Annotated in this window: 17 protein-coding genes and 1 pseudogene; 9 read left to right on the top strand and 9 right to left on the bottom strand. The window is 62.9% G+C overall.

The features are described from left to right. Window positions 1-67: 67 nt before the first annotated feature. Window positions 68-688 carry a TetR/AcrR family transcriptional regulator gene (locus B4L76_RS00210; RefSeq protein WP_170030615.1) on the bottom strand — a complete coding sequence of 207 codons (621 nt, stop codon included), beginning with the start codon at window positions 686-688 and terminating at the stop codon, window positions 68-70. Between the two features lie 309 nt (window positions 689-997). Between B4L76_RS00210 and B4L76_RS00205 the strand changes: the two genes are divergently transcribed. Together B4L76_RS00205 and B4L76_RS00200 are read left to right on the top strand one after the other, a co-directional pair. Next, window positions 998-2,326, top strand: coding sequence for an AAA family ATPase (locus B4L76_RS00205; RefSeq protein ID WP_296229702.1), 1,329 nt, complete (start codon window positions 998-1,000; stop codon window positions 2,324-2,326). Next, window positions 2,323-3,165, top strand: coding sequence for a hypothetical protein (locus B4L76_RS00200; protein ID WP_296229701.1), 843 nt, complete (start codon window positions 2,323-2,325; stop codon window positions 3,163-3,165). Before B4L76_RS00205 ends, B4L76_RS00200 begins: the two co-directional genes overlap by 4 nt. 35 nt (window positions 3,166-3,200) lie before the next feature. On the opposite strand, the gene B4L76_RS00195 is transcribed toward B4L76_RS00200, so the two are convergent. The 3 genes from B4L76_RS00195 to gnd all read right to left on the bottom strand — a co-directional run bounded on the left by B4L76_RS00195 (window position 3,201) and on the right by gnd (window position 7,627). Continuing rightward, window positions 3,201-4,997 (bottom strand): glycoside hydrolase family 15 protein, encoded by a 1,797-nt coding sequence (locus tag B4L76_RS00195; RefSeq protein ID WP_296229700.1) that lies wholly within the window; start codon window positions 4,995-4,997, stop codon window positions 3,201-3,203. 144 nt (window positions 4,998-5,141) lie between these two features. After that, window positions 5,142-6,647 carry a glucose-6-phosphate dehydrogenase gene (gene zwf, locus B4L76_RS00190; RefSeq protein ID WP_296229699.1) on the bottom strand — a complete coding sequence of 502 codons (1,506 nt, stop codon included), beginning with the start codon at window positions 6,645-6,647 and terminating at the stop codon, window positions 5,142-5,144. Continuing rightward, window positions 6,644-7,627 carry a phosphogluconate dehydrogenase (NAD(+)-dependent, decarboxylating) gene (gnd, locus tag B4L76_RS00185; protein ID WP_296229698.1) on the bottom strand — a complete coding sequence of 328 codons (984 nt, stop codon included), beginning with the start codon at window positions 7,625-7,627 and terminating at the stop codon, window positions 6,644-6,646. The genes zwf and gnd overlap by 4 nt, the downstream gene beginning before the upstream one ends. Window positions 7,628-7,830: 203 nt before the next feature. Here gnd and B4L76_RS00180 point away from each other — a divergent pair, with 203 nt between their 5' ends. Further along, window positions 7,831-7,998 (top strand): DUF6026 family protein, encoded by a 168-nt coding sequence (locus B4L76_RS00180; RefSeq protein ID WP_186674681.1) that lies wholly within the window; start codon window positions 7,831-7,833, stop codon window positions 7,996-7,998. 42 nt (window positions 7,999-8,040) lie between these two features. Here B4L76_RS00180 and B4L76_RS00175 read toward each other — a convergent pair whose 3' ends face one another. The 5 genes and pseudogenes from B4L76_RS00175 to vgrG form a co-directional block, all read right to left on the bottom strand. After that, complete coding sequence (locus B4L76_RS00175; RefSeq protein ID WP_296229703.1) at window positions 8,041-8,334, bottom strand: PAAR domain-containing protein; 294 nt, start codon at window positions 8,332-8,334, stop codon at window positions 8,041-8,043. A gap of 18 nt (window positions 8,335-8,352) precedes the next feature. Continuing rightward, window positions 8,353-9,315, bottom strand: a complete 963-nt coding sequence (locus tag B4L76_RS00170) for a PoNi-like cognate immunity protein (RefSeq protein ID WP_296229697.1) — start codon at window positions 9,313-9,315, stop codon at window positions 8,353-8,355. Between the two features lie 15 nt (window positions 9,316-9,330). After that, window positions 9,331-10,104, bottom strand: coding sequence for a PoNi-like cognate immunity protein (locus B4L76_RS00165; protein WP_296229696.1), 774 nt, complete (start codon window positions 10,102-10,104; stop codon window positions 9,331-9,333). Window positions 10,105-10,172: 68 nt separating this feature from the next. Next, on the bottom strand, window positions 10,173-11,129 hold the full coding sequence (locus tag B4L76_RS00160) for a PoNi-like cognate immunity protein (RefSeq protein ID WP_296229695.1): 957 nt from the start codon (window positions 11,127-11,129) through the stop codon (window positions 10,173-10,175). Window positions 11,130-11,243: 114 nt separating this feature from the next. Then, a pseudogene (vgrG, locus tag B4L76_RS00155) lies at window positions 11,244-12,151 on the bottom strand (type VI secretion system tip protein VgrG); the annotation flags it as partial. Between the two features lie 855 nt (window positions 12,152-13,006). Between vgrG and glgA the strand changes: the two are divergent. The 6 genes from glgA to glgX all read left to right on the top strand — a co-directional run bounded on the left by glgA (window position 13,007) and on the right by glgX (window position 23,779). Then, window positions 13,007-14,569 carry a glycogen synthase GlgA gene (gene glgA, locus B4L76_RS00150; protein WP_296229694.1) on the top strand — a complete coding sequence of 521 codons (1,563 nt, stop codon included), beginning with the start codon at window positions 13,007-13,009 and terminating at the stop codon, window positions 14,567-14,569. A gap of 14 nt (window positions 14,570-14,583) precedes the next feature. Further along, complete coding sequence (gene treZ / locus B4L76_RS00145; protein WP_296229693.1) at window positions 14,584-16,326, top strand: malto-oligosyltrehalose trehalohydrolase; 1,743 nt, start codon at window positions 14,584-14,586, stop codon at window positions 16,324-16,326. Further along, a complete protein-coding gene (malQ, locus tag B4L76_RS00140; RefSeq protein WP_296229692.1) occupies window positions 16,323-18,392 on the top strand; it encodes a 4-alpha-glucanotransferase in 2,070 nt (689 codons plus the stop codon). The genes treZ and malQ overlap by 4 nt, the downstream gene beginning before the upstream one ends. After that, window positions 18,389-21,163 carry a malto-oligosyltrehalose synthase gene (locus tag B4L76_RS00135; RefSeq protein ID WP_296229691.1) on the top strand — a complete coding sequence of 925 codons (2,775 nt, stop codon included), beginning with the start codon at window positions 18,389-18,391 and terminating at the stop codon, window positions 21,161-21,163. The genes malQ and B4L76_RS00135 overlap by 4 nt, the downstream gene beginning before the upstream one ends. A gap of 14 nt (window positions 21,164-21,177) precedes the next feature. Then, on the top strand, window positions 21,178-21,474 hold the full coding sequence (locus B4L76_RS00130; RefSeq protein WP_296229690.1) for a DUF2934 domain-containing protein: 297 nt from the start codon (window positions 21,178-21,180) through the stop codon (window positions 21,472-21,474). A 151-nt stretch (window positions 21,475-21,625) separates the two neighbouring features. Beyond that, on the top strand, window positions 21,626-23,779 hold the full coding sequence (gene glgX / locus B4L76_RS00125; RefSeq protein ID WP_296229689.1) for a glycogen debranching protein GlgX: 2,154 nt from the start codon (window positions 21,626-21,628) through the stop codon (window positions 23,777-23,779). Window positions 23,780-23,794 lie beyond the last annotated feature (15 nt).

Below are 23,794 nucleotides of genomic sequence, written 5' to 3'. Positions count from 1 at the left end.
CCGCTCTGCGGCCCTTTCGCGACGCAAGGCCGCTCCTACACTGCCGGCGCAAACCAGGCTTTGCCCATCAAGGCTCCAGCCCGATCCCCCGCAGAATCACGCAAGTCACCGTCTGCACCGCATTCTCGAACGCCATGTCCGACAACGCCTCGCCACCATTGAGCAGCTCGACCTGGTAACCAAAGTCGGCATAGTGCTGGGTCGAGGCCCAGATCATGTACAGCAGCGCCGAAGGCTCCACCGCCAGGATGCGCCCCTCTTCTACCCAACGACGGATCTTGGCCTCCTTCAGTTTGGCCCAGGGCACCAGGCTTTCCGCCAGGTCCGCCCCCAGCACCGGCGCCCCGTGCAGCATCTCCTCGGCCCAGATCTTCGAACCCAGCGGGCGTGAGCGTGAATGGCCCATCTTGGCGCGGATATAACTGGTCAGTACCACGCGCGGGTCGTCGAAGTTCTCGAAGCACAGCGCGTCCTGTTTCCACACTTCCAGCAGATCCTGCAACACCGCACGGAACAGGTCGTCCTTGGTGCTGAAGTAATAATGCAGGTTGGAACGCGGCAACTCGGCCTGCTCGGCAATATCGCCCATCGAGGTGGCGCCGTAGCCCTTTTCGGCAAATACCTTTTCCGCCGCCTGCAGGATCTTGCCGATGTTGCGTCGGCGGATTTCGATCTTGTGGTTGGCCATCAGGCTTGGGCCGTCCACACCGCCAGTTCATAGCCGTCCGGGTCGATGACGCTGACATTGAACTCGATGTTGCCGATCTGCCGGTCTGTACCGCGAATACCCATGGGTGCTCCGTGCCGAATGGTGTTTGCGCAAGGCTCTGTGTGAAAAGCCTTGATACTCGGTTCGGGTAGCTTCTCGCAACTGCTAAAATGAGCGCCACCTTGATTGCTGACAGGCATGACGTTGATCATTGCCCAAGCCCCCTCGCCAACAGACAGTCGCCTTTCAAGATGACTGATACGCCTACAGAACTGGAAGGACCTCACGATGTATCTGGTGCGAATCGCGTTGCGCGATGTCCGTTCGATCAAGTCCCTGGACCTGGACTTCCATGCCAGTGTCGGCGGAACGCGTCGCTGGACTTTGCTACTTGGCGAAAACGGCTGCGGCAAAAGTTCGGTGCTGCGAGCGATTGCATTGCTGCTGGCAGGCAGCGATGCCCTTCCTGAACTGCTCGGCACCCCTGATTCATGGATCAGAAATGGCGCGAACAAATGCCGTATTGAAGGAACGCTTGTTACCGCCAAGGGCGAAACCCGAGAGATAGCGCTGGAAATCAACCGTGGCGACGGAATCCGCAAGATTTTCGCCAACAACCATGCCTCGCTGGAAGCGCTGGATGCCGCGATTGCCAAAGCTGATCGCAACTACTTTGTCCTGGCTTACGGTGTTTCCCGTCGGCCACCGGTGACCAACATGCGCTCCACGTTCCCCGATGAACGCTCACGGGTACCACGGGCGCAAGGCATGGCGACCATGTTTTCGCCAGACGCCAGCTTGGTGTCACTTGAACAGTGGGTAATGGACCTCGATTACCGCAAAGGCCTGTCGTCGATGATGGGTGCGCTCAATGAGGCGCTCGACAAGCTTCTACCCGGCATGCAGTTCTCGCGCATTGACCGGGCCACGCGGCAGATCATTTTCAACACGGCAGATGGCGAAATACCACTCAACCAGCTTTCCGACGGTTACCAGAACATGGCCGCCTGGTGTGGCGATCTACTGTACCGGATTACCGAAACCTTTCCCGACCGCAAGAACCCGCTCGGCACGCGCGGGGTGCTGCTGATCGACGAAATCGATCTGCACCTGCATCCGGTATGGCGGCGTCATCTGGTCGAGTTTCTCTCCAGCACCCTGCCGAACTTCCAGTTCATCGCCACCACGCACTCGGCACTCACGGCACAGCAAAGCGGTGAAGGTGAACTCTATGTCATCCGAAGAGAAGGTTCAGCGGCAACACCTACCCTGGTCCCGTTCGTCGGCGAACCGCGCAAGATGATGCTTCATCAACTGCTGATGAGCCCCATGTTCGGTCTGGACTCGCTGGAATCAGTCGAAATCGAAAAGACTCGCAACGCAGTCAGAGAACTCAGCCTCAAAGACTCGCTCAACAAGCAGGAAGCCGCGCAGTTGAAAGCGCTGCAGAGCATCTTGAACGACGCCCCCGAATGGGACGTCATGCCGCACTATGCAAAAGAGCAAGCCGAGTTGATCCGCAGCCTCAAAACTTCATTGCTCAAGAACAAGCGCAAAACCAGGATATCGCCAAGCAAGCTCACAGCCATCACAAAAAACCTAGAGAGCGAGCCATGATCAAGGTTTCGCGCACTCGCTCCGCCGCAAAATTAAAGGGCTTCACCGGAACTCAACTGGAAACCAAACTCAACAACCTGGTGCAGTACTACCAGGACGATGGCCATACGGGAACGGTCAATTTCAGGCCCAAGAACCGTCAGGTCTGGGGCCGCGCCAAGCCGCAACTCAAGGCCGAGTCCTACAACAAGTGCATCTACTGTGAAGCGGACACTGCGGTGGTAGCGCATGGCGACGTCGAACACTTCCGACCCAAAAGCCAGTACTGGTGGCTGGCGTATTGCTACGACAACTACACGTTCAGCTGCCAAATCTGCAACCAGACCTATAAAGGCGATACGTTTCCGGTGCAGGGCCCAAGGCTCGCGCCGCCTACAGTGCCGTTGACCCTGCCCACCGACGGCGCGGAGCTGAAATCCCTCTTGCAGACTATCTGCCCCGATCCAGTCACCACCACAGATGCTGCAGTGGCACGACTCTACGCTCAGGAAGACGCTGAACTCATCAACCCGTACGTCGCCGACCCTGAACAGCTCTTTGCCTGGAAAGCCATCCCGGAAACACGCGAAGTCTGGTTGGTCGCCGTAACCGGATCCAGTCAATCCGGCAGAGCGGTGAAAGCTGCAGAGGACGTGCTCGGGTTGAACCGCCAGGAATTGCTGCGCCTGCGGTGGAATGCCTACGAAACGCTGGAGACGCTGGTATTACTTTTTCAGGAAGGTGGCTTTACTGCCGAGCGCCAGCGTGATTTCTTGCTGCGCATACGAACCCAGGCCGGTGCAGACCGCCCTTTTGCCGGTATGACACGGTTCTTTCTGAAACGTTGGGGTTTGCTCTAGCCGCCCGGCAAAGGCATGCCAGCCATCGCATGTCGTTAACGCCGGGTCGCCCGGTCCCGTACCGGGCACTGGGCCCGGTGCAGGTTCAGCGCGGTGTTGATGATACCGATATGGCTGAACGCCTGCGGGAAGTTGCCGAGCATGCGCTGGCCGACCGGGTCGTACTGCTCGGCCAGCAGGCCGAGGTCGTTGCACAGGCCGGTCAGGCGTTGGTACAGGGCCTGGGCCTGGGCCTGGCGGCCCAGCAGCACATACACATCGGCCAGCCAGAACGAGCACACCAGGAAGGTGCCCTCGCCCGGCGTCAGGCCGTCACTGCAGCTGTCACTGTCGTAGCGCAGCAGCAGGCCATGCTTCAGCAGGCGCTGTTCGATCTGCTCCAGGGTGCGCAAAAAGCGCGGATCATCCACCGGCAGGAAGCCGGTCAGGGCAATCTGCAACAAGCTGGCGTCCATTTCGCTCGAGCCATAGGCCTGGACGAAATACTGGCCACTGGCATCCAGGCCCTGTTCACATACTTCGCGACGAATCTGTTCGGCCACCTGGCGATAATGCTGGCCACGCTCGCGGCCTTCCTCGGTAGTGTCGGCCAGCCCCGCGGCGCGGTCGAAGGCCACCCAGGCCATGACCTTGGAATGCACGAACTGCTGCCGGCCACCGCGCACTTCCCAGATGCCTTCGTCCGGCTCGCGCCAGATGCGCTCGAGGTAAGGCAGGATCAGCCGGGCGATGGCGGCGCTGCGCGGGTGGCGCGGCAAGCCGCCGTTGATGGCCTGGGCCATGGCATCGGCGAGTTCACCGTAGATATCGAGCTGGGTCTGCGTCGAGGCCGCATTGCCCACGCGCACGGGCTGCGAATGCTCGTAGCCGGCCAGCCACGGCAGGGTGTATTCCTGCAGGTCGCGCTCACCGGCCAGGCCATACATGATCTGCATCTGTTCGGGGTTGCCCGCCACCGAGCGCAGCAGCCATTCACGCCAGGCCTGGGCTTCGTCGAAGTAACCCAGGTTCATGAACGCCAACAGGGTCATGGTGGCATCGCGCAGCCAGCAGAACCGATAGTCCCAGTTGCGTTCGTGGCCGATGCGCTCGGGCAGCGATGTGGTGACCGCAGCGACGATGCCGCCGGTGGGGGCGTATGTCATGGCCTTGAGGGTCAGCAGCGAACGGCGCACCAGGGCACTGTAGGGGCCGACCTCGGGACAGCGGGCCGCGAAAGCCTGCCACTGGTCGATGGTGCCTTTCAGGGCATCGTCGATGTCGCAGTCCGGCTCCACCGGTAGGTGCGATGGCTGGTGACGCAGGCTGAACACCTGCCGCTGGCCCGCACCGACCCGGAAGCGGGCCACCGTGTGGTGGTCACGCGCGTGCGGTGCCACTGTCGCCGCCAGGACCAGGCGATCAGGCCCGGCCACGGCGCTGAGCGTGAGCGGTGCCACACGCTCGACCCAGGGTACGCTGCGGCCATAATCGAAGCGCATGACCAGGTCCATCTCGAAGTTGGTTTCACCCGCCAGGCCCTCGACGATGCGCACCACCGAGTTGACCTCGCCCAATGGCATGAAGTCGAGCACCCGAGCCCGGCCGGTGGCCGTCACCCAGGTGGTCTCCAGCACCAGGGTGTCATCCAGGTAGCGACGGTTGCTGTGCTGCACCGGGTCGCTGGGGGCCAGGCGCCAACGGCCGTTTTCTTCGTTGCCCAGCAGGGCGGCGAAGACTGCCGGGGCGTCGAAGCGTGGCAGGCACAGCCAGTCGAGCGAACCATCGCGGCTGACCAGGGCGGCGCTGCGGCAGTTGCCCAGCAGGGCGTAGTCTTCGATGTGGGCAGGCATTGTTGTTCCTTTGTCTGTTCGCCTGTGCCGGCCCTTTCGCGGGTAAACCCGCTCCCACAGGAACACCGCAGCCCTGAAGCCCATCGGTGCACCTGTGGGAGCGTGTTTACCCGCGAAAGGGCCGGCACACGCTTGAGCAATATTTCACCCCAGCCGGTGCCACTCGCGCTTGTCCCGCGCCAGCAATTCATTGCCGGCCTCGGGCCCGTCTTCACCGGCCGGGTACTCATGCACCTCGCCGCCCTGGGCCCAGGCGTCGAGGAATGGCTGCACCGCCCGCCAGCCGTTCTCGATGTTGTCGGCGCGCTGGAACAGCGTCTGGTCACCGGTGAGGCAGTCATAGATCAACGTCTCGTAGCCGGTCGCCGGGGTCATCTTGAAGAAGTCCTTGTAGGCAAAGCCCAGTTCCACGTTCTCCATCACCAGCTCCGGCCCGGGGCGCTTGGCTTGCAGGTCGAACCACATGCCTTCGTTGGGCTGGATCTGGATTTTCAGGTAATTGGGCTTGGGCCGCTCCAGTTCCGACTCGCGGAACTGGGCATACGGAGCGGGCTTGAAGCAGATGGCGATTTCGGTGTCGCGCACGCTCATGCGCTTGCCGGTGCGCAGGTAGAACGGCACCCCAGCCCAACGCCAGTTGTCGATCATCACCTTCAGTGCCACGTAGGTCTCGGTCTGGCTGTCGGGGGCGACGTTGGCCTCCTGGCGGTAACCGGGCAACTGCTTGCGCCCGTGCTTGCCGGCGCGGTACTGGCCGCGCACTGAGTGCTTCAGGGCCATCTTCGTCGACCACGGGCGAATGGCGCCGATCACCTTGGCCTTCTCGCTGCGCACGGCATCGGCGGCGAACGCCGCCGGGGGCTCCATGGCCACCATCGCCAGCAACTGGAACAGGTGGTTGGGCACCATGTCGCGCAGCGCCCCGGTACTGTCATAAAAAGCCCCGCGGGTCTCGACACCGACGGTTTCCGCGGCGGTGATCTGCACGTGGTCGATGTAATGGTTGTTCCAGAACGACTCGAACAGGCCGTTGGAGAAACGGCTGACCAGGATGTTCTGCACCGTCTCCTTGCCCAGGTAATGGTCGATGCGGTAGATCTGCCGCTCGCCCATCACTTTCAACAGGCAGGCATTGAGCGCCTCGGCGCTGGCCAGGTCGGTGCCGAAGGGCTTCTCCACCACCACGCGGCGAAAGCCACCGGCGGATTCGTCGAGCAAGCCGGCCTGCCCCAGGCGCAGGGCGACCTCCGGGAAGAACCGCGGCGAAGTCGCCAGGTAGAAGATGGCGTTGCCATGGCTGGTCTTGTCGATGCGCCTGGCGAGGGCCTGGTAGGTGGCCGGGTCGAGGAAGTCACCGGTCTGGTAGTCCAGGCGCCTGGCCAAACGCGCCCAGAGTTTCTCGTCCAGGCTTTTGCTGCTGCCCTCACCGCCTTTATTGCGCTCGACCATGAACGCATGCAGGCGCTCGGCGAACTCCTCGGCAGTGGCCGGGTTGTGGTCGACGCCGACGATGCGCAGGTTGCGGTCCAGCAGGCCGTCGCGGCTGAGGTTGTACAGCGCCGGCATCAGCAGGCGCTTGACCAGGTCGCCATTGGCGCCGAACAGGAACAGGGTACAGGGTGGAGCGGCAGGAATGTGCTGTCTGGTCATTCGCCTTTCTTCTCGATGTGGCCGCCGAAGCCCAGGCGCATGGCCGAGAGGATCTTGTCACCGTAGGTGCCCTGCTGCTGGCGCGAGCGGAAGCGGGCGAACAGGGCGCTGGACAACACTGGTACCGGCACTGCCTGCTCGACCGCGGCATCGATAGTCCAGCGGCCTTCACCGCTGTCCGACACCGAGCCACTGAACTGCGCCAGTTGAGGGTCGGCCACCAGGGCATCGGCGGTCAGGTCGAGCAACCACGAGGTGACTACGCTGCCACGCCGCCACACTTCGGCGATTTCGGCCACGTCCAGGTCAAAGCGCTGGTCCTCGGGCAGTTCGTTGCCACCCTTGCTGCGCAGCAGGTCGAAGCCTTCGGCATAGGCTTGCATCAAGCCGTACTCGATACCGTTGTGCACCATTTTCACGTAGTGCCCGGCGCCGGCTGGGCCGGCATGGATGTAGCCGTGCTCGGCGCGCTGGTACTCGCCGCTGCGGCCATGGGTACGCGGGATGTCGCCCACGCCCGGGGCCAGTGCCTTGAACAGCGGCTCCAGGCGCTCGAACACGTCCTTTTCGCCACCGATCATCATGCAGTAGCCACGCTCCAGGCCCCACACACCGCCGGAGGTGCCCACGTCCAGGTAGTGCAGCCCGCGCTTGGCCAGCTCGCCCGCCCGGCGCATATCGTCCTTGTAGAAGGTATTGCCGCCGTCGATGATCGCATCGCCCGGCTCCAGCAGCTCGGCCAGCTGCGCGATGGTCTGCTCGGTGGGCTCGCCGGCCGGCAGCATCACCCACACTGCACGCGGTGCCTTGAGCTTCTGCACCAGCGCCCCGAGGTCGTGCGCCCCTTGGGCACCCTCGCCCTCCAAGGTGCTGATGGCTTCACGGCTGCGGTCGTGCACCACGGTACGGTGGCCGGCGCGCATCAGGCGCCTTGCGATATTGCCGCCCATGCGGCCCAGCCCGATGATTCCCAGTTGCATGAGCCGATGCTCCCCTTGCGAATTGAATGACAACACAGTGCAGCCTTCAGGTTAGTCCAGCGAACCGCTCGTGGGTTCAGCGACGAACGGCGCGACCACGATAAACAAAAAAGTTCCCAAGACCTGCAAAAGAATTCAGAATGCGCCCCGCGTGAAGCGTCTACGCTTTAACTTGTCACCAGCCAAAACCGCGAGGTGTGCTCATGGGTACCTTGATGCCTGCTACTCCAACCCAGACCCTCTATGTCTCCGTGCGCCGTGATGAGCTGCGTAAACTGAAGGAAGAACGTGACCAGCTGCGTCAGCAGGTCGCCCAACTGAACCTGCTGCTGGCACAGGCACGCACTGACGGCGACGCCGTCAGCCTCTGATAATGTCCCTTCCCGGTGGGAGCTGAACCGCTCCCACAGTGCTTAATCAAGCAGCCAGCTGTTATCGCCATTTTCCAGTACGCCGCCATGGCTGGTGGTATCGCCGACCCTGGCAAACGGCTGCCCGTCATCCATCATCAGTGCCGAGCCGCTGGTGATCAGCGCCCCACACCCGAGCCGGTCGCCAACCCTTGCTGCGGCCCTGCCGTTGACGAAGAACAGGCTGGAACCGCTGCTGACGCTGGTCGGGCCGCACAGCGGGCAGTGGTGAGCGTGGCCTAGCAGAACGATGGCAGGCATTGTTGCGACTCCTTGCTTATATGACGCGCCGGGCACCGGTGCCGGCGGCCTCAATCAGAACGTTCTCGACAGCCGCCAGTGCACGACCTGGCCATCGATTTCGGGGAAAGGTGCCTGGTGCATGAACACCTGCTCACCCAGCGCACGTTCGACGCAGGTATAGTGGCCGGGCCACGGGCAAGGGGTACCGGATGGCCAGCCGGGGGCATCCTCGCGCCTGGCGGTTTCCGGGTCGCGGAACTGCTTGCCCAGCCGCCGGTAATGGGCCCGGTCGACAAGTGCCTTCGGGTAGAACTGCGGCGCGCTTTGCAGGGCATCGCCTTGCACCGACCATAAAAACGCCACCAGCGCCGCTTCGAATGCCCAATAGCCCAGGTGGTCACCGCGTGCCCGCGCGTGGCGCTCGTGCCAGTAACAGCCGTGCGCCTCGGCGTACCACTGGCCGAGGTAGCGCATGAGCGCGTCCTGCTGCGCGGGGCCACGTAGATCGAGGCTGTCCAGCAACGTGGCGTAGGGCTCGGGGTGAAGTAACGAGGAGCCTGGATATGCCTTGCCCAGGCGCTGGAACAGCCGATGCAGCAGCAGGTCGGGGCTGCGCTCGTCGGCCTGGTTCAGCCAGTCCAGCAGTTGGCCGACCCGCTCGGGGTAACCGCACAGCACCGCCAGCGACAGCAGCCACAGGGCAAGCCGGTAGTCGTCCGCCACCCACGGGCGCAATTGCTCGCTGGCTGCCGGGTACGCGGAAAAATGCCGGGCGAACTGGGCGAACGCGTAATCGACATAGGCCTCCACCAGTTCCATCGGCTCGCCACCGGAGTAGCGCTGGATGGCCAGCTCCAAAGCCATGTGCGCCCAGTAGCGGCTAAGCCCCCGGTAGTGGTGCCTGTGCTCGGCGGGGCCGGCCAGCAAGGCCTGGGTGTCCGGGTCGGCGAATTCCTGTTCCTTTTCATGGGTCGAGGCCCGATAGTGCTGCTCGACCATCCACGGGTCGCGCTTGATGCTGTCAAAGTGGCCCATTGGCCCTCCTCCACGCTAATTCAGGCGAGCCGAACGCTGCCGGGCGTGATCGACCAAGTCTCTTGGGTAATACGGCAAATCGCGGTAAGGCGTATCGTCGATATCCCATAACAACGTGACCAAACCGGCCTCGAAGGCCCAGTAGCCGAAAAAGCCGGCATCGCTTCGGGCTTTGTGGCGATCATGCCAATAGCAATTGCGCATGCCTCGGTACCATTTCTTCAGATAGCTGCGCATGGCCTGCTGCTGTTCGGCCTGTTCGCCGTTCAAGGCTTGCAGCAAGTCTGCGTAGGGGCTTGGGTGGATCAGTGCCTGACCGGGCAGGTTGATGCCGACTCGGGTAAACAGTTGGTGAGTCAGCAAGTCTTGACCATGATCCGGGTCGTCACTGATGTAACCGGCGATCTGCTCGATGCGTTCAGGCATATCCAACAGCACTGCGAGGGACAGCAGCCAAAGTACGAACTGGTAGGCGTCGGGCTCCCATAGCTTCAAAGAGAAAACGGGATAAGAGCGTTTGTGACGCTGGAACTGGTTGAACATGTGCTCCGCGTAGAATTCAAGCGACTTGACGGGCTCACCACCTGAATAAAGAGCCACAAGCAAATGCACAGTTTGCCAGCACCACCTCCAGCTCAACATCTTAACGTTTACATATTCGGGACGCTTAATTTTAAGAAAAGGATCAGCCTGTCGTTCGACATATTTTTCCTTCCAAAAAGAAACACTATCTAGATAAGCTGCTTCTTGCAGCAATGGTTCACGCTTACACTGATCGAATCGACACATCTTTCACACCCACTGGACTCAGGCGGCCACGCTCACCTGCAAAAAAGGCGACTTGGTCAGATCAGCCCTTATAGGCCCTTTACCAAGCGCCAGGTCAAGATACGTCCCTCGTCAGCGGGCATTTCAACGCCTTGCATAAATGTTTGAGGCCCCACGACCCAATCGTCGCAGACCCACACCCCAGTCCGAGGACAAAGCTCTCCTGATTTGGCAATCGCATCCGAATAAGTCGCAGCTTGAAGACTCCGGGGAAAGGTTTGAATGACCTGACGCTCACGCGCATAGTCAACCAAATCTTTAGGGTAATAAGGTAAGTTTCTGTAGGGCGCGTCGTCGACGTCCCACAACACCGTAACCATCCCAGCCTCGAATGCCCAGTAGCCAAAGAAGCCGGCATCGCTCCGTCGTCTATGACGGTCATGCCAATAGCAGTTACGCATGCCGCGATACCATTGTTTTAGATAGCTGCGTAAAGCTTGTTGCTGCTCATCACCTTGAGCATTTATGGCATTAAGCAACTCTGCATAGGGCCGTTTGTTTATCAGATCATTCCCAGCCAAAGCAATGCCAACCCTGGCAAAAAGTTGCCTCAAAAGCAAATCCTGGCCGTCCTCGGCATTATCACTTAGATAACCTGCGACCTGCTCTATCCGCCCCGGCATATTCAACAGCACCGCCAAAGACAAAAGCCAAAGAGCAAACTGGTAGGCATCTGGCTCCCATAGCTTCAGCGAGAAATTCGGATAGGCCTGCTTATGACGCTGAAACTGGGAAAACATATGCTCAGCATAGGGGCGTAGCGAATCAATGGTTTCTCCTCCCGAATAGAGGCCCACCAACAACTGCAAGGAACCGAAGCACCAACTCCAACTCAACCCCTCAACGTTAACATAATCCGGCCTTTCAATAGAAAGAAAAGATTCTGCCTGCCGCTCAAAATAAAATTCCTTCCAAAAGGATAGACTATCCTTAAAAGCTGCCTCTTGAAGTAAAGGCTCACGCTTAATTTCATCAAATTTTTTCATTGCCGCCCCCTAAATTGCCACTTCGCCGACCACTCGCGCATTTTTATCAAGTTTAGATATTTGAGTTACCGCACCACGCTCATCAACTATCATTAACCAACGTTCATAGCCTTCCTGATACATTACTGCCGCTCTTCTTTCCCCAACTTCATCCGCAAGCCTTGGGTGTATCCACGCATCACTCATCTGCCTGGCACTCGGATATCCCTCACTCCCCTTCGTAACCGGCAAACTCCCCGGCGAAAACACGCCCCCCGTTCGATACTTGGTCTCGGTAATAATGGTGACGATCGGCTGGTCGGGGTCGCCATTGACGTACTGGACAATCACATCCTGGCCAATACGCGGGATGGCCATCGAACCCCAGCTGCCACCGGCCCAGCCTTGCGACACCCGCACCCAGCAGGAGCTGAACTCGTTGCCTTCGCTCTCCCGGTCCCAGGGGAAGCTGACCTTGACCCGGCCCCATTCGTCGCAGTAGATCTCCTCGCCCGGCGGGCCGACCACCGTGGCCATGTGCGGGCCATCGATGCGCGGATGAAGTCCAGGTCGGTCTCCCCCGCCTGGACGCAGAACTCCCGTACCTGGTGCTCGGCGCAGCTGTTCAGTTCGAAGCGGTTGATACCTTGGCGCTTGAACATCAGTTCAAGAATCTGCGGCACGGTTTTCTGCTGGAAGATGCGCCAGTTCGAACGCAACCGGGCACGTGCCAGCTGCGGTTCGACCACAGCGTGGTAGCGCGTGCGAGAAAAGCTGGTTTCGCCTTGGCTGAAGGCGCTGACCAGGCCATGTACGTGTCGCACCGGCCGGTCGACGGAATAAAGGGTGAACAGCGCCGGCTTGTCGAGCAGGTGGCCGAAGTCGATATCGTTTTCGTAGCTGACAAGTTCCAGGTTCAGCACAAATGGCTGGCTGAGGGTCTCCTCCAGCTTGAATGAAACCACTTCGAATTCCGTGCGCGCGGCGAGCGCCTGAAAACCGAAGCGTAAGCAGACTGTTTCATAAGTTGCTCTACCCGCCATGCTTTTTATCGGCGAAAAACAACCACACCCTGGCCTTCTTCAAGATGAGAATGTCGAACCAAATTGGCCAGACGCCAGGCTGCACGCCAGATAAATCGTGGCATTGCGGGTTTCAACCCATGACGACATGGAGGATGAGGCAGTGACTGAAGAACAACTTAAACGGTTCGGACCCGATATAACAGGAACGATGGGTTTAATGCCCTAGGGCGTGCCGTAGGCAATTTCCCAAAGCATTTACTGACAAACTTTTTTCAGCAGGCGTATTTGCCGGAACATATAACTCGCAAACTTTTCAGAAGTGTCTGGCGACTCGTCATGGTGCAGGGCATCGCCCCGCTACAGGAAGGTGCACAATCGTCGGCAGGAGCAAGCCCAGGGCGAAGCGTTAAAACGCACCACATCGGTGCAGGCATTGCTTGATTGGGGCATGCCTTGCGCCGCTCGCCAGGCTCGCCGGTCATGCATACACATCCGCTCGCATACGCCAACGTTTGCGTCTAACGTGCGGCGTCACATTAGTGACCAGCGGGTCACCTTTCCCCCTTTTTCTCTCCTACACTCGGGTTTCGGCCCGCCATTTGCTCATCGGAAGAGTGATGAAAAAAAGTCGAACTTTCAGGAAAGCCGGCAGGTCAGGAACTAAGTAGGCCAAACGCCAGGGGCATTCCCTGGGTCGGCCCACCCATCCCAACCAGTCCAATCGCTTTTGGCGGGAATGCCGATCGCGCTGTGCCTGCGCGCACGACTCAGGGGCATGGAATGCACTACGCAGAATTCAGCATCAGAGAGAACCAACACGAGATACCGCCACGGGTGCCAGCACCCGACCAAAGCATAGGGACGGAGAGAAGTATGATCAGTGCCGCTGTCGAGCCTCACGTAGACACCTTTACCTCGGACAATCGCGAATCGGTCACCCCGGATTTCGCCACGACAGGCAAGGCACCCGGCGCCCAGCGCCGCCAGCACAACCCCAACAAGCGCAAGATCCTGTTCGTCACCTCGGAGATCGCCGACCTGGTGAAAACCGGCGGCCTGGGCGACGTTTCTGCCGCCCTGCCGCGGGCGCTGGGGCATCTGCATGACGTACGGGTGCTGATCCCGGGCTACCCGCAAGTGGTGGAGAGCGACAACCCCATTCATATCGTCGGCGAACTGAGCGGCCATGCTGCCTTGCCGCCGTGCAAGATCGGCCGCATGGACCTGCCCGACGGGCTGGTCATCTATGTGCTGATCTGCCCCGAGCTGTACCAGCGCGCTGGCACCCCCTATGCTGCCGACAACGGTCGCGACTGGCCCGACAACCACATCCGCTTCGCCCGCCTGGGCCTGGCTGCCGCCGAGATCGCAGCAGGCGAAGGCATGATCCACTGGAAGCCCGAACTGGTGCACGCCCATGACTGGCCTGCTGGGCTCGCGCCTGCCTACATGCACTGGCGCGGCCTGAACACCCCGACCCTGTTCACCATCCACAACCTGGCCTACCAAGGTGTCTACAGCCGCGGCTGCAGCCCGGAACTGGCGATCCCCGACCATGCCATGCAGCAGGAAGGCATGGAGTTCTACGGCAAGCTGTCGTTCCTCAAGGCCGGCCTGGCCTACTCCAGCCACATCACCACGGTCAGCGCCACCTACGCCCAGGAAATCACCACCCCGGAATTCGGCTGCGGCCTGGATGGCTTCCTCGCCAGCAAGGCCCAGCAAGGCCTGCTGGGCGGCATCCCCAACGGTATCGACGAAAGCTGGGACTCGGCCACCGACAAGCACCTGCAGCACAACTTCAGCATCAATGACTGGGAAGGCAAGGCGCGCAATACCCGCGAGGTGCGCCAGCTGTTCCAGCTGGAGCCCTCCGAAGGGCCGTTGTTCGCCGTGGTGTCGCGGCTGGTCTACCAGAAAGGCCTGGACCTGACCCTGGGCGTGGCCGACTACATCGTCGAACAAGGTGGCCAGATTGCGATCATCGGCCGTGGCGAGCCGGAAGAAGAACAGGCCATGCGCGAACTGGCGCTGCGCCATCCTGGGCGCATCGGTGTGCGCATTGGCTTCAACGAAACCGATGCCCGCCGCATGTTCGCCGGCAGCGACTTCCTGCTGATGCCATCGCGCTACGAGCCCTGCGGCCTCAGCCAGATGTACGCGCAGCGCTTCGGCTCGCTGCCGGTGGCGCGCAACACCGGCGGGCTGGCCGACACCATCGAGAACGGTGTCACCGGCTTCCTGTTCGATGAATCCACCGTGGAAAGCTACCGCGAAGCGCTTGCCCGCGCCTTCTATGTATACCAGAAGAAAGACCTGCTCAACGCCATGCGCTGCCTGTCGATGACCCAGCCGTTCAACTGGTGCCAGGCTGTGGAACCCTATGCCCGCCTTTACGAGGATCTGGTGCGGCAGGCCCGCCTGGCCTACTACTGAGAGAGGGATCGAAGATGCACAGGCATGGCGCACACTTGCTGGACGCCACGTCGGCGCGCTTCGCCCTCTGGGCACCCGATGCGCGCAGCGTGAGCGTGGAACTGGAGCGGCAGCCGCCGATAGAGCTGCTGCCCGAGGAAGATGGCTGGTACACCGGGGTCGCCCCGGCCCGGGCAGGCGACAACTACCACTACCGGATCGACGGGCAGCTGCAAGTGGCCGACCCCGCGTCCCGTTACCAGCCCGATGGTGTCCATGGCCCGAGCCAGGTGGTGGATATCGCCGCCTACCCCTGGCAGCACCGCTGGCAAGGCCGGCCCTGGCACGAAGCTGTGATCCAGGAACTGCACGTGGGTGTGCTGGGTGGCTACGACGGCGTGGCCAGCGTGCTGCCGCGCCTGGCCGCCACCGGCATCACCGCCATCGAACTGATGCCAATAGGCCAGTTCCCTGGGGCACGCAACTGGGGCTATGACGGTGTGTTGCCTTTCGCCGCCCAGCATTCCTACGGCACCCCGCAGCAACTGTGCCAGCTGATCGACCAGGCACATGGCCATGGCCTGATGGTGCTGCTCGACGTGGTGTACAACCACTTCGGCCCGGACGGCAATTACCTGCACCAGTACGCCAGCCCGTTCTTTCGCGAAGACCGCCAGACGCCGTGGGGTGCGGCCATCGACTTCCGCCGCCCGCAGGTGCGCGAGTACTTCATCCAGAACGCCTTGATGTGGCTCTGCGAGTACCGTTTCGACGGCCTGCGCCTGGATGCGGTGCATGCCATCGACCAGCCGGATTTCCTCGTCGAACTGGCGCAACGGGTGCGAGCTGCGGTGGAACCCGGTCGCCACGTGTGGCTGGTACTGGAAAACGAACACAACCAGGCCTTCCTGCTGGAGCAAGGTTTCGATGCGCAGTGGAACGACGACGGCCACAACGCATTGCACGTGCTGCTGACCGGCGAAACCGAAGGCTACTACGAAGACTACAAGCAGCGGCCGATCGACAAGCTGGCCCGTTGCCTGGGCGAAGGCTTCGTGTTCCAGGGCGAAGCCAATCGCCATGGCCAGCCCAGGGGCGAGCCGAGTGGCCACCTTCCACCCAGCGCTTTCGTGTTGTTCTTGCAGAACCATGACCAGATCGGCAACCGCGCGCTGGGCGAGCGCCTGAGCGTGCTGTGCCCGCCTGCGGCGTTGCGCGCGGCGACCGCCTTGCTGTTGCTGAGCCCGATGATCCCGCTGCTGTTCATGGGTGACGATGATGGCAGCCGCGCCCCCTTCCTGTTCTTCACCGATTTCCACGACGAACTGGCCGACGCCGTACGTGAAGGCCGGCGCGGCGAATTCGCCCATTTCCCGGCCTTTGCCGACCCCGAACAGCGCGCCCGCATTCCCGACCCGAACGCCTTGTCGACCTTCGAGCGCTCGCGGCCGGACAGGCACGAGGTGCTCGCCGGCTGGCATGGGCTCTATCAGCAGTTGCTGACGCTACGCCGCCAGCAATTGCTGCCGCGCCTGCCCGGCACGCGCGCCCTGGGCGCCAAGGTGCTCGGCGACAAGGCGCTGAGTGCCAGCTGGCGCCTGGGCGACGGCAGTACCTTGCGCATCGACCTGAACCTGGCGGACCAGCCGCAGCCCGTCGCGCTGCCACCGGCCGGGCTACGGCTGTTCGACAGCAGCGCCAATGCCCACACGGACGCCACCCTTTCCCCTTACAGTTGTGTGGCCAGCCTGCTGCCGCACAGCGCGGAGACGCCATGAGCGAACCTTTGCTACACCAGCTGGCACGGCAGGCCGGGCTGGCCCGCGACTGGGTCGATGCCAACAACCGCCCTCAGCAAGTCAGTGACGATGTGCTGCGCCGGGTGCTGGAAGCCCTTGGCCACAGCTGCGCAGACGATGCCCAGGTTCGTGACAGCCTGGCCAGCCTCGTGCGCAGCGATGATGCCGAGCATGTGCCACCACTGCTGACCGCGGATGTTGGCCAAACGCTTGCGCTCGACCGCTACTTTGCCGGCGGCAGCCCGGTGCGCTGCAACCTGGAGGACGGGGCGCAGCTGCAATTGCAGCTGGATGCCCAGGGCCGGCTGCCCGGCCAGTTGCCACCGGGTTACCATCAATTACACATCGAAGGCCATGCATTCACCCTGGCCGTGGCACCGGCCGGCTGCGTGGCACTGCATGACCGGGTCAGTCAACCGCCAGCACGCTGCTGGGGCATTTCGGTGCAGCTATATAGCCTGCGTCGTCCTGGCGATGGTGGCTATGGCGACTGCCTGGCCCTTGAACAACTGGCTCGCAGCGCCGCCGAACGCGGTGCCGATGCCCTGGCCATCAGCCCGATCCATGCGCTTTCGGCATTCGACCAGCACCATTACAGCCCCTACTCCCCCTCCAGCCGGCTGCTGCTCAACAGCCTGTACGCCAGCCCCGCGGCAATCCTCGGCGAACGCGCCGTGCGCCAGGCGGTGGAAGCATGCGGCCTGGAACAGGCGCTGGAAGCGCTGGAGCAGGAGCCGCTGGTGGATTGGCCGCGTGCAGCCGAAACCCGTCGCCGGCTGCTGCAGGCGCTGTACAAGGACTTCAGCCAAGGCGACCACCCGCAGCGAAGCGACTTCGACAGTTTCCGCGAGGCCGCCGGCGAAGCACTGGAACACCATTGCCGCTTCGAAGTGCTGCAGGCCGAGGCAGTCGACCAAGGCCTCGGCGCCGACTGGCGCAACTGGCCAGAGGCCTGGCGCGACCCCTACCATGCCGAAGTGCAGAGCTTTGCCGCCAGCTACCCGGCGCGCATCGAGTTCCATGCCTTCTGCCAATGGCTGACCGAACGCAGCCTGCAACGCGCCCAGGAAGCCGCGCGCGGCAATGGCATGGCAGTTGGCCTGATCGCCGACCTGGCAGTGGGTGCCGACGGCGCCGGCAGCCAGGCCTGGAGCCGCCAGGACGAGTTGCTGGCCAACCTCACCGTAGGTGCACCACCAGACATCCTCAACCGAGCGGGCCAGGACTGGGGCATCTGCGGCTTCTCCCCGGAAGGTCTGAAACGCAACGGCTACCGCGCCTTCATCGAAATGCTGCGGGCCAACCTGGCGCACGCCGGCGGGCTGCGGATCGACCACGTGATGGGCCTGCGCCGGTTGTGGGTGATTCCGCGTGGGTCCAAGCCCAGCGAAGGTGCCTATCTCGAATACCCGCTGGACGACCTGCTGCGCCTGCTGGCGCTGGAGTCGATGCGCCACGGCGCGGTCATCCTCGGCGAAGACCTGGGCACCGTACCCGCAGGGCTGCGCGAAGCCTTGGCCAGGCGGAACGTACTGGGCATGCGTGTGCTGCCGTTCGAGCAGGCCTCGCCCGGCAACTTCACGCCGATTCTGGACTGGCCGGACAATGCCCTGGCCACCACCGGCACCCACGACCTGGCGCCCCTGGCCGGCTGGCTGGAAAACCGCGATATCGACTGGAGCCACCGCCTGCAACTGATCGATGCCGCTACCGAACTGCATTGGCGCCATGAACGCCAGAAAGAACACGCCGGCCTGCGGCGCACGCTGGAATCCAACTATGGCCTGCTTGAGGACAACGACGCCGTGATCGACGCCGCCATTCGCTATGTTGGCCACACCCGCGCCCCGCTGGTGCTGGTCCCCCTCGAAGACCTGCTGGGCTGCGACGAGCAACCCAACCTGCCCGGTACCACCGAAGGCCACCCCAACTGGCGCCGACGCTTTGCCCGGCCAGTGCGTGAGCTGCTCGACGATGACGATGCCGCCCGGCGTATCGAGCTGCTGGCCCAGGCCCGTGAGCAAGCCTGGGAGCGTGACCGATGAAAGCCCTGAGCGCCACCCTGCGTCTGCAGTTTCACAGTGACTTCACCCTCGACCACGCCGTGCCACTGGTGCCGTACTTTGCCCAGTTGGGCATCAGCCACCTGTATGCCTCACCAATCCTCAAGGCCCGCGCCGGTTCGCGCCACGGTTACGACGTGGTCGACCCGACCCAGGTCAACCCGGAGCTGGGCGGCGAGGCAGCCCTGGTGCGGCTGGTCGCAGCCCTGCGCCAGCACGGCATGGGGCTGATCCTCGACACGGTGTCCAACCACATGGCCGTCGGCGGTGCCGACAACCCGTGGTGGCAAAGCCTGCTGGCCTGGGGCCGGCGCAGCCCCTATGCACAGTTCTTCGACATCCAGTGGCATTCCAGCGACCCGTTGCTGGCCGGGCAATTGCTGCTGCCGTTCCTCGGCAGCGACTACGGCGTGGCCTTGAAACAGGGTGAGATACCACTGCAATTCGACGCCCAGCACGGCGTGCTGCAAATCGCCCATTACCAGCACCGGTTCCCGATCTGCCCGGCCGATTACGGCTGGATTCTGGCCCTGAGCCCGGAGCCGGCGCTGAAGGCCCTGGCCGAGCACTTCACCGCCCTGAACGCATCGTCCGACCCGCTGGCCGACGCCCCGCCCCTGCACGCCGAACTGGCCCGCCTGGTGGACGAAGGCGCCGACCTGCAATCGGCCCTGGAGGCCTTCGACAGCCGCAGCGAGGCCGGCTTCAGGCGCCTGCACCTGCTGCTGGAACGCCAGACCTACCGCCTGGCCAGCTGGCGCACCGCTGCCGACGACATCAACTGGCGGCGCTTTTTCGACATCAACGAGCTGGGTGGCCTGCGGGTCGAACGCGCAGTGGTATTCGAGGCCACCCATGCCAAGCTCTTCGAGCTGATCGAGCGCGGCCTGGTGGATGGCCTGCGCATCGACCATATCGACGGCCTGGCCGACCCACGTGGCTACTGCCGCAAACTGCGCCGGCGGGTCGATGGCTTGCTGGCGCGACGCCCGGTGCACGCGGCGCTGGAGCACTTCCCGATCTACGTGGAAAAGATCCTCGGCGCCGACGAGCACCTGCACCGCGACTGGCTGACCGATGGCACCACCGGCTACGAGTTCATGAATCAGGTATCGCTGCTGCAGCATGACCCCGCAGGCGAGGCCACGCTGACCGAGCTGTGGGCCAACGTGACCGAGCGCCCTGCCTTCAGCGAAGAAGTGCGCCAGGCGCGTCACCTGGTACTCAATGCCAGCCTGGCCGGGGATTGCGAGTCGGTGGCCCAGGCGCTGTTGCAGGTGGCGCGCAATGACCTGATGACCCGCGACCTGACCTTGGGCGCGATCCGCCGTGCCTTGCAGGCGCTGGTGGCGCATTACCCGGTGTACCGCACCTACTTCAATGCCTGTGGTCGCCCGGCGCAAGACGAAGCGTTCTTCCAGCAGGCGCTGGCCAACGCCCGGCAAGACCTCAGCGAGGCCGACTGGCCCCTGCTCGAGCAGCTCGAGCAATGGCTGGGCGGGCACGCCTGGCGCAAGCTGCCAGCGGGCCATGCGCGCAAGCAGTTGCGCCACGCCTGCGTGCGCTTCCAGCAACTGACCGCGCCCAGCGCCGCCAAGGCCGTGGAAGATACCGCCTTCTATCGCAGCGCCCGGCTGCTGTCGCGCAACGACGTCGGCTTCGAGGCCGAGCGTTTCAGCGCCCGGCCCGAGCACTTCCACAACGAGGCACAGCGGCGCTTGCGCGACTTCCCCGACAACCTGCTGGCCACCGCCACGCATGACCACAAACGCGGTGAAGACACCCGTGCGCGTCTGGCCGTGCTGAGCGAGCGCGGCCCGTGGCTGGCCAGCCGGGTGGAGCACTGGCGCGAGCTGGCCAGCCCGTTGCGCGTGCCGCTGGACGACGGCCCGGCGCCCAGCCCTGGCGACGAACTGATGTTGTTGCAGACCTTGCTCGGCAGCTGGCCGCTGGAGCTGGACCCGCATGATGACAATGGCCTGCGCCAGTACGCCGAGCGCATTCGCCAATGGCAGCAGAAGGCCGTGCGTGAAGCCAAGCTGCGCAGCAGCTGGAGCGCGCCCAACGAGGCGTATGAAGCTGCCTGTGCGCGTTATGTCGACGGCCTGCTGCTGGACGGCGAGAACCAGCAGTTGCGCAAGTCGCTGGCCGAAGCCGCGCAGTTGCTGGCCTGCCCCGGGGCACTCAACGGCCTGGTGCAGGCCCTGCTGCGCATGACCACGCCCGGTGTGCCCGACCTGTACCAGGGCAATGAATACTGGGACTTCAGCCTGGTCGACCCAGACAACCGCCGGGCCGTGGATTATGCCGCCCGGCGCAACAGCCTGGACGACGCCACGCCGCTGGCCGAGTTGCTGGCGCACTGGCAGGACGGCCGTATCAAGCAGGCTTTGATTGCCCGCGTGCTCGACTGCCGCCAGGCCAATGCCGAGCTGTTCAGCCGAGGCGCCTACCTGCCCCTGACCGTGCACGGCCGCCACGCCGACAAGGTACTGGCCTTCGCCCGCCTGGGCGAAGGCCAGCGCGCCGTCATCATCGCGCCACGCCTGGCCAGTACCCTGCTGGGCGCAGCCGCCATACCCCTGATCCCGGCGCAGAACTGGGACGACACCCGGGTAAGTTTGCCGTTTGCCTTTTCGCCTGCCAATTCGACTGGACTTTTTGGCGGTGCCGTTGTCAGCCCTGTTAGAGAGTTGATGTTGAGCGCCGTGCTGTCGGAGTTCCCAGTCAACCTGTTGATCGAACATGCCTAGCATTCAGGAGCGTCGTGATGAGTGTCGATGAAAAACGAGTACGCGAATTCGCCTACCAGATCTGGGAATCGGAGGGCAAACCGGAAGGGCAGGAAAGCCGCCATTGGGAGATGGCGCGCAAGCTTGCCGAAGCCGAGGCACTGGCGCCCGAAGCCAAACCCAAGGCGGCTGGCAAAGCCAAGGTAGCGACCAAGCCGAAAGCAGCGGCAGCGCCCAAGGCGCCAGCCGAGCCCAAGGTAGCGGCGTTGCCGGGCGTCAAGCCGGCTGTGGCGAAAAAAACCCGTGCGGTAAAGAAACCCTCAGCTGGCTGAGCCGCTATCGGCCCTTTCGCGCCAAGCCCGCTGCCATGGACCTGTACTGGCTAGCGGTTGGGGAATTCCCTGTGGCACCGGGCGTGCCCGCGAAAGGCCGACCCAGACATCCATCGTTCCGTTTCCAGCACCCGGCCATTCGAGGACCGTCATGAGCCCGCGCACGCCCAAGAAAACCCGCTCCGTTGCCCCCTCGCGCATTCGCGAAGGCCTGCCCTTTCCCCTCGGCGCCACCTGGGACGGGTTGGGCGTCAACTTCGCCCTGTTCTCGGCCAACGCCACCAAGGTCGAGCTGTGCCTGTTCGACCCGACGGGGGAAAAGGAAGTCGAACGCATCGAACTACCGGAATACACCGACGAGATCTACCACGGTTACCTGCCCGACGCGCACCCTGGCCTGATCTACGGCTACCGCGTGCATGGGCCGTACGAGCCGGAGAACGGCCACCGCTTCAACCCCAACAAACTGCTGATCGACCCTTACGCCAAACAACTGGTCGGCGCACTGAAATGGTCCGAAGCGCTGTTCGGCTATACCATCGGCCACCCCGACGGTGACCTGTCGTTCGACGAGCGCGACAGTGCGCCGTTCGTGCCCAAGTGCAAGGTCATCGACCCGGCGTTCACCTGGGGTCGCGATGAACGGGTGCAAATCCCCTGGGAGCGCACCATCATCTATGAAGCCCACACCAAGGGCATCAGCATGCGCCACCCCGCCGTGCCGGAACACCTGCGCGGCACCTTCGGCGGCCTGGCCAACGACGAGCTGCTCGGGCACATCAAGGAGCTGGGGGTATCCAGCATCGAGCTGCTGCCGATCCATGCCTTCGTCAACGACCAGCACCTGCTGCAGAAAGGCCTGAACAACTATTGGGGCTACAACACCATCGCCTTCTTCGCCCCCCACCCGGCCTACCTGGCCAGTGGCAAGATCGCCGAGTTCAAGGAAATGGTCGCGCACCTGCACGACGCCGGGCTGGAGGTGATTCTCGACGTTGTCTACAACCACACCGCCGAGGGCAACGAGCTGGGGCCCACGCTGTCGATGCGCGGTATCGACAACGCCTCGTACTACCGCCTGATGCCTGAGCAGAAGCGCTATTACATCAACGACTCAGGCACCGGCAACACGCTGGACCTCAGCCACCCGTGCGTGTTGCAGCTGGTCACCGATTCGCTGCGCTACTGGGCCGGCGAGATGCATGTGGATGGCTTCCGCTTCGACCTGGCGACTATCCTCGGCCGCTACCACGAAGGCTACAGCGAGCGCCACAGCTTCCTGGTCGCCTGCCGCCAGGACCCGCTGTTGCGCCAGGTCAAGCTGATCGCCGAACCTTGGGACTGCGGCCCCGGCGGCTACCAGGTGGGCAATTTCGCCCCGGGCTGGGCAGAGTGGAACGACCGCTTCCGCGACACTGTGCGGGCGTTCTGGAAAGGTGACGAGGGCCAGCTGGCCGACTTTGCCGCGCGCATGACCGCCTCGGGCGACATGTTCAACAACCGCGGCCGACGGCCATACGCGTCGGTAAACTTCATCACCGCCCACGACGGCTTCACCTTGCGTGACCTGGTGTCGTACAACGAGAAACACAACGAGGACAACGACGAGAACAACCAGGACGGCACCGACAACAACCTGTCGTGGAACTGTGGCGTCGAGGGGCCTACGCAGGACCCGGCCATCACTGCCCTGCGCATGCGGCAGATGCGCAATTACTTCGCCACCTTGCTGTTCGCCCAAGGCACGCCGATGATGGTCGCCGGCGACGAGTTCAGCCGTACCCAGCACGGCAACAACAATGCCTACTGCCAGGACAGCGAGATCGGCTGGGTGAACTGGGAACTGGATGAAGAAGGCCAGGAGTTGCTGAGGTTCGTCAAGCGCCTCACCCGACTGCGCCTGGCCTACCCGGTCCTGCGGCGTTCGCGCTTCCTGGTGGGTGACTACAATGAAGCAATCGGGGTCAAGGACGTGACCTGGCTGGCACCGGACGGCAACGAGATGAGCGTGGAGCAGTGGGAAGATCCGCACGGACGCTGCCTGGGCATGCTGATCGATGGCCGGGCCCAGGTCAGCGGCATCGCCCGGCCAGGCGCCGAGGCCACCGTCCTGCTGATCGTCAACGCTCACCATGACATCGTGCCGTTCAAACTGCCGAGCGTGCCTGAAGGCGATTACTGGAGCTGCCTGGTCGATACCGACCGGCCGGAACTGCGCAAAGGCCAGCACCTGCAGTTCGACAGCACCTTCGAGGTCAAAGGCCGGTCGTTGTTGCTGATGGTGTTGCAGCGCGACGAGGAGTGAACCTGAACGGTTGGC

Origin of the sequence: Pseudomonas sp. UBA4617, from assembly GCF_002386445.1 — a bacterium.
Classification (GTDB): Bacteria; Pseudomonadota; Gammaproteobacteria; order Pseudomonadales; family Pseudomonadaceae; genus Aquipseudomonas.
Note: the sequence above shows the minus strand (reverse complement) of the source record. Positions and strands in the feature narration are given on the sequence as shown.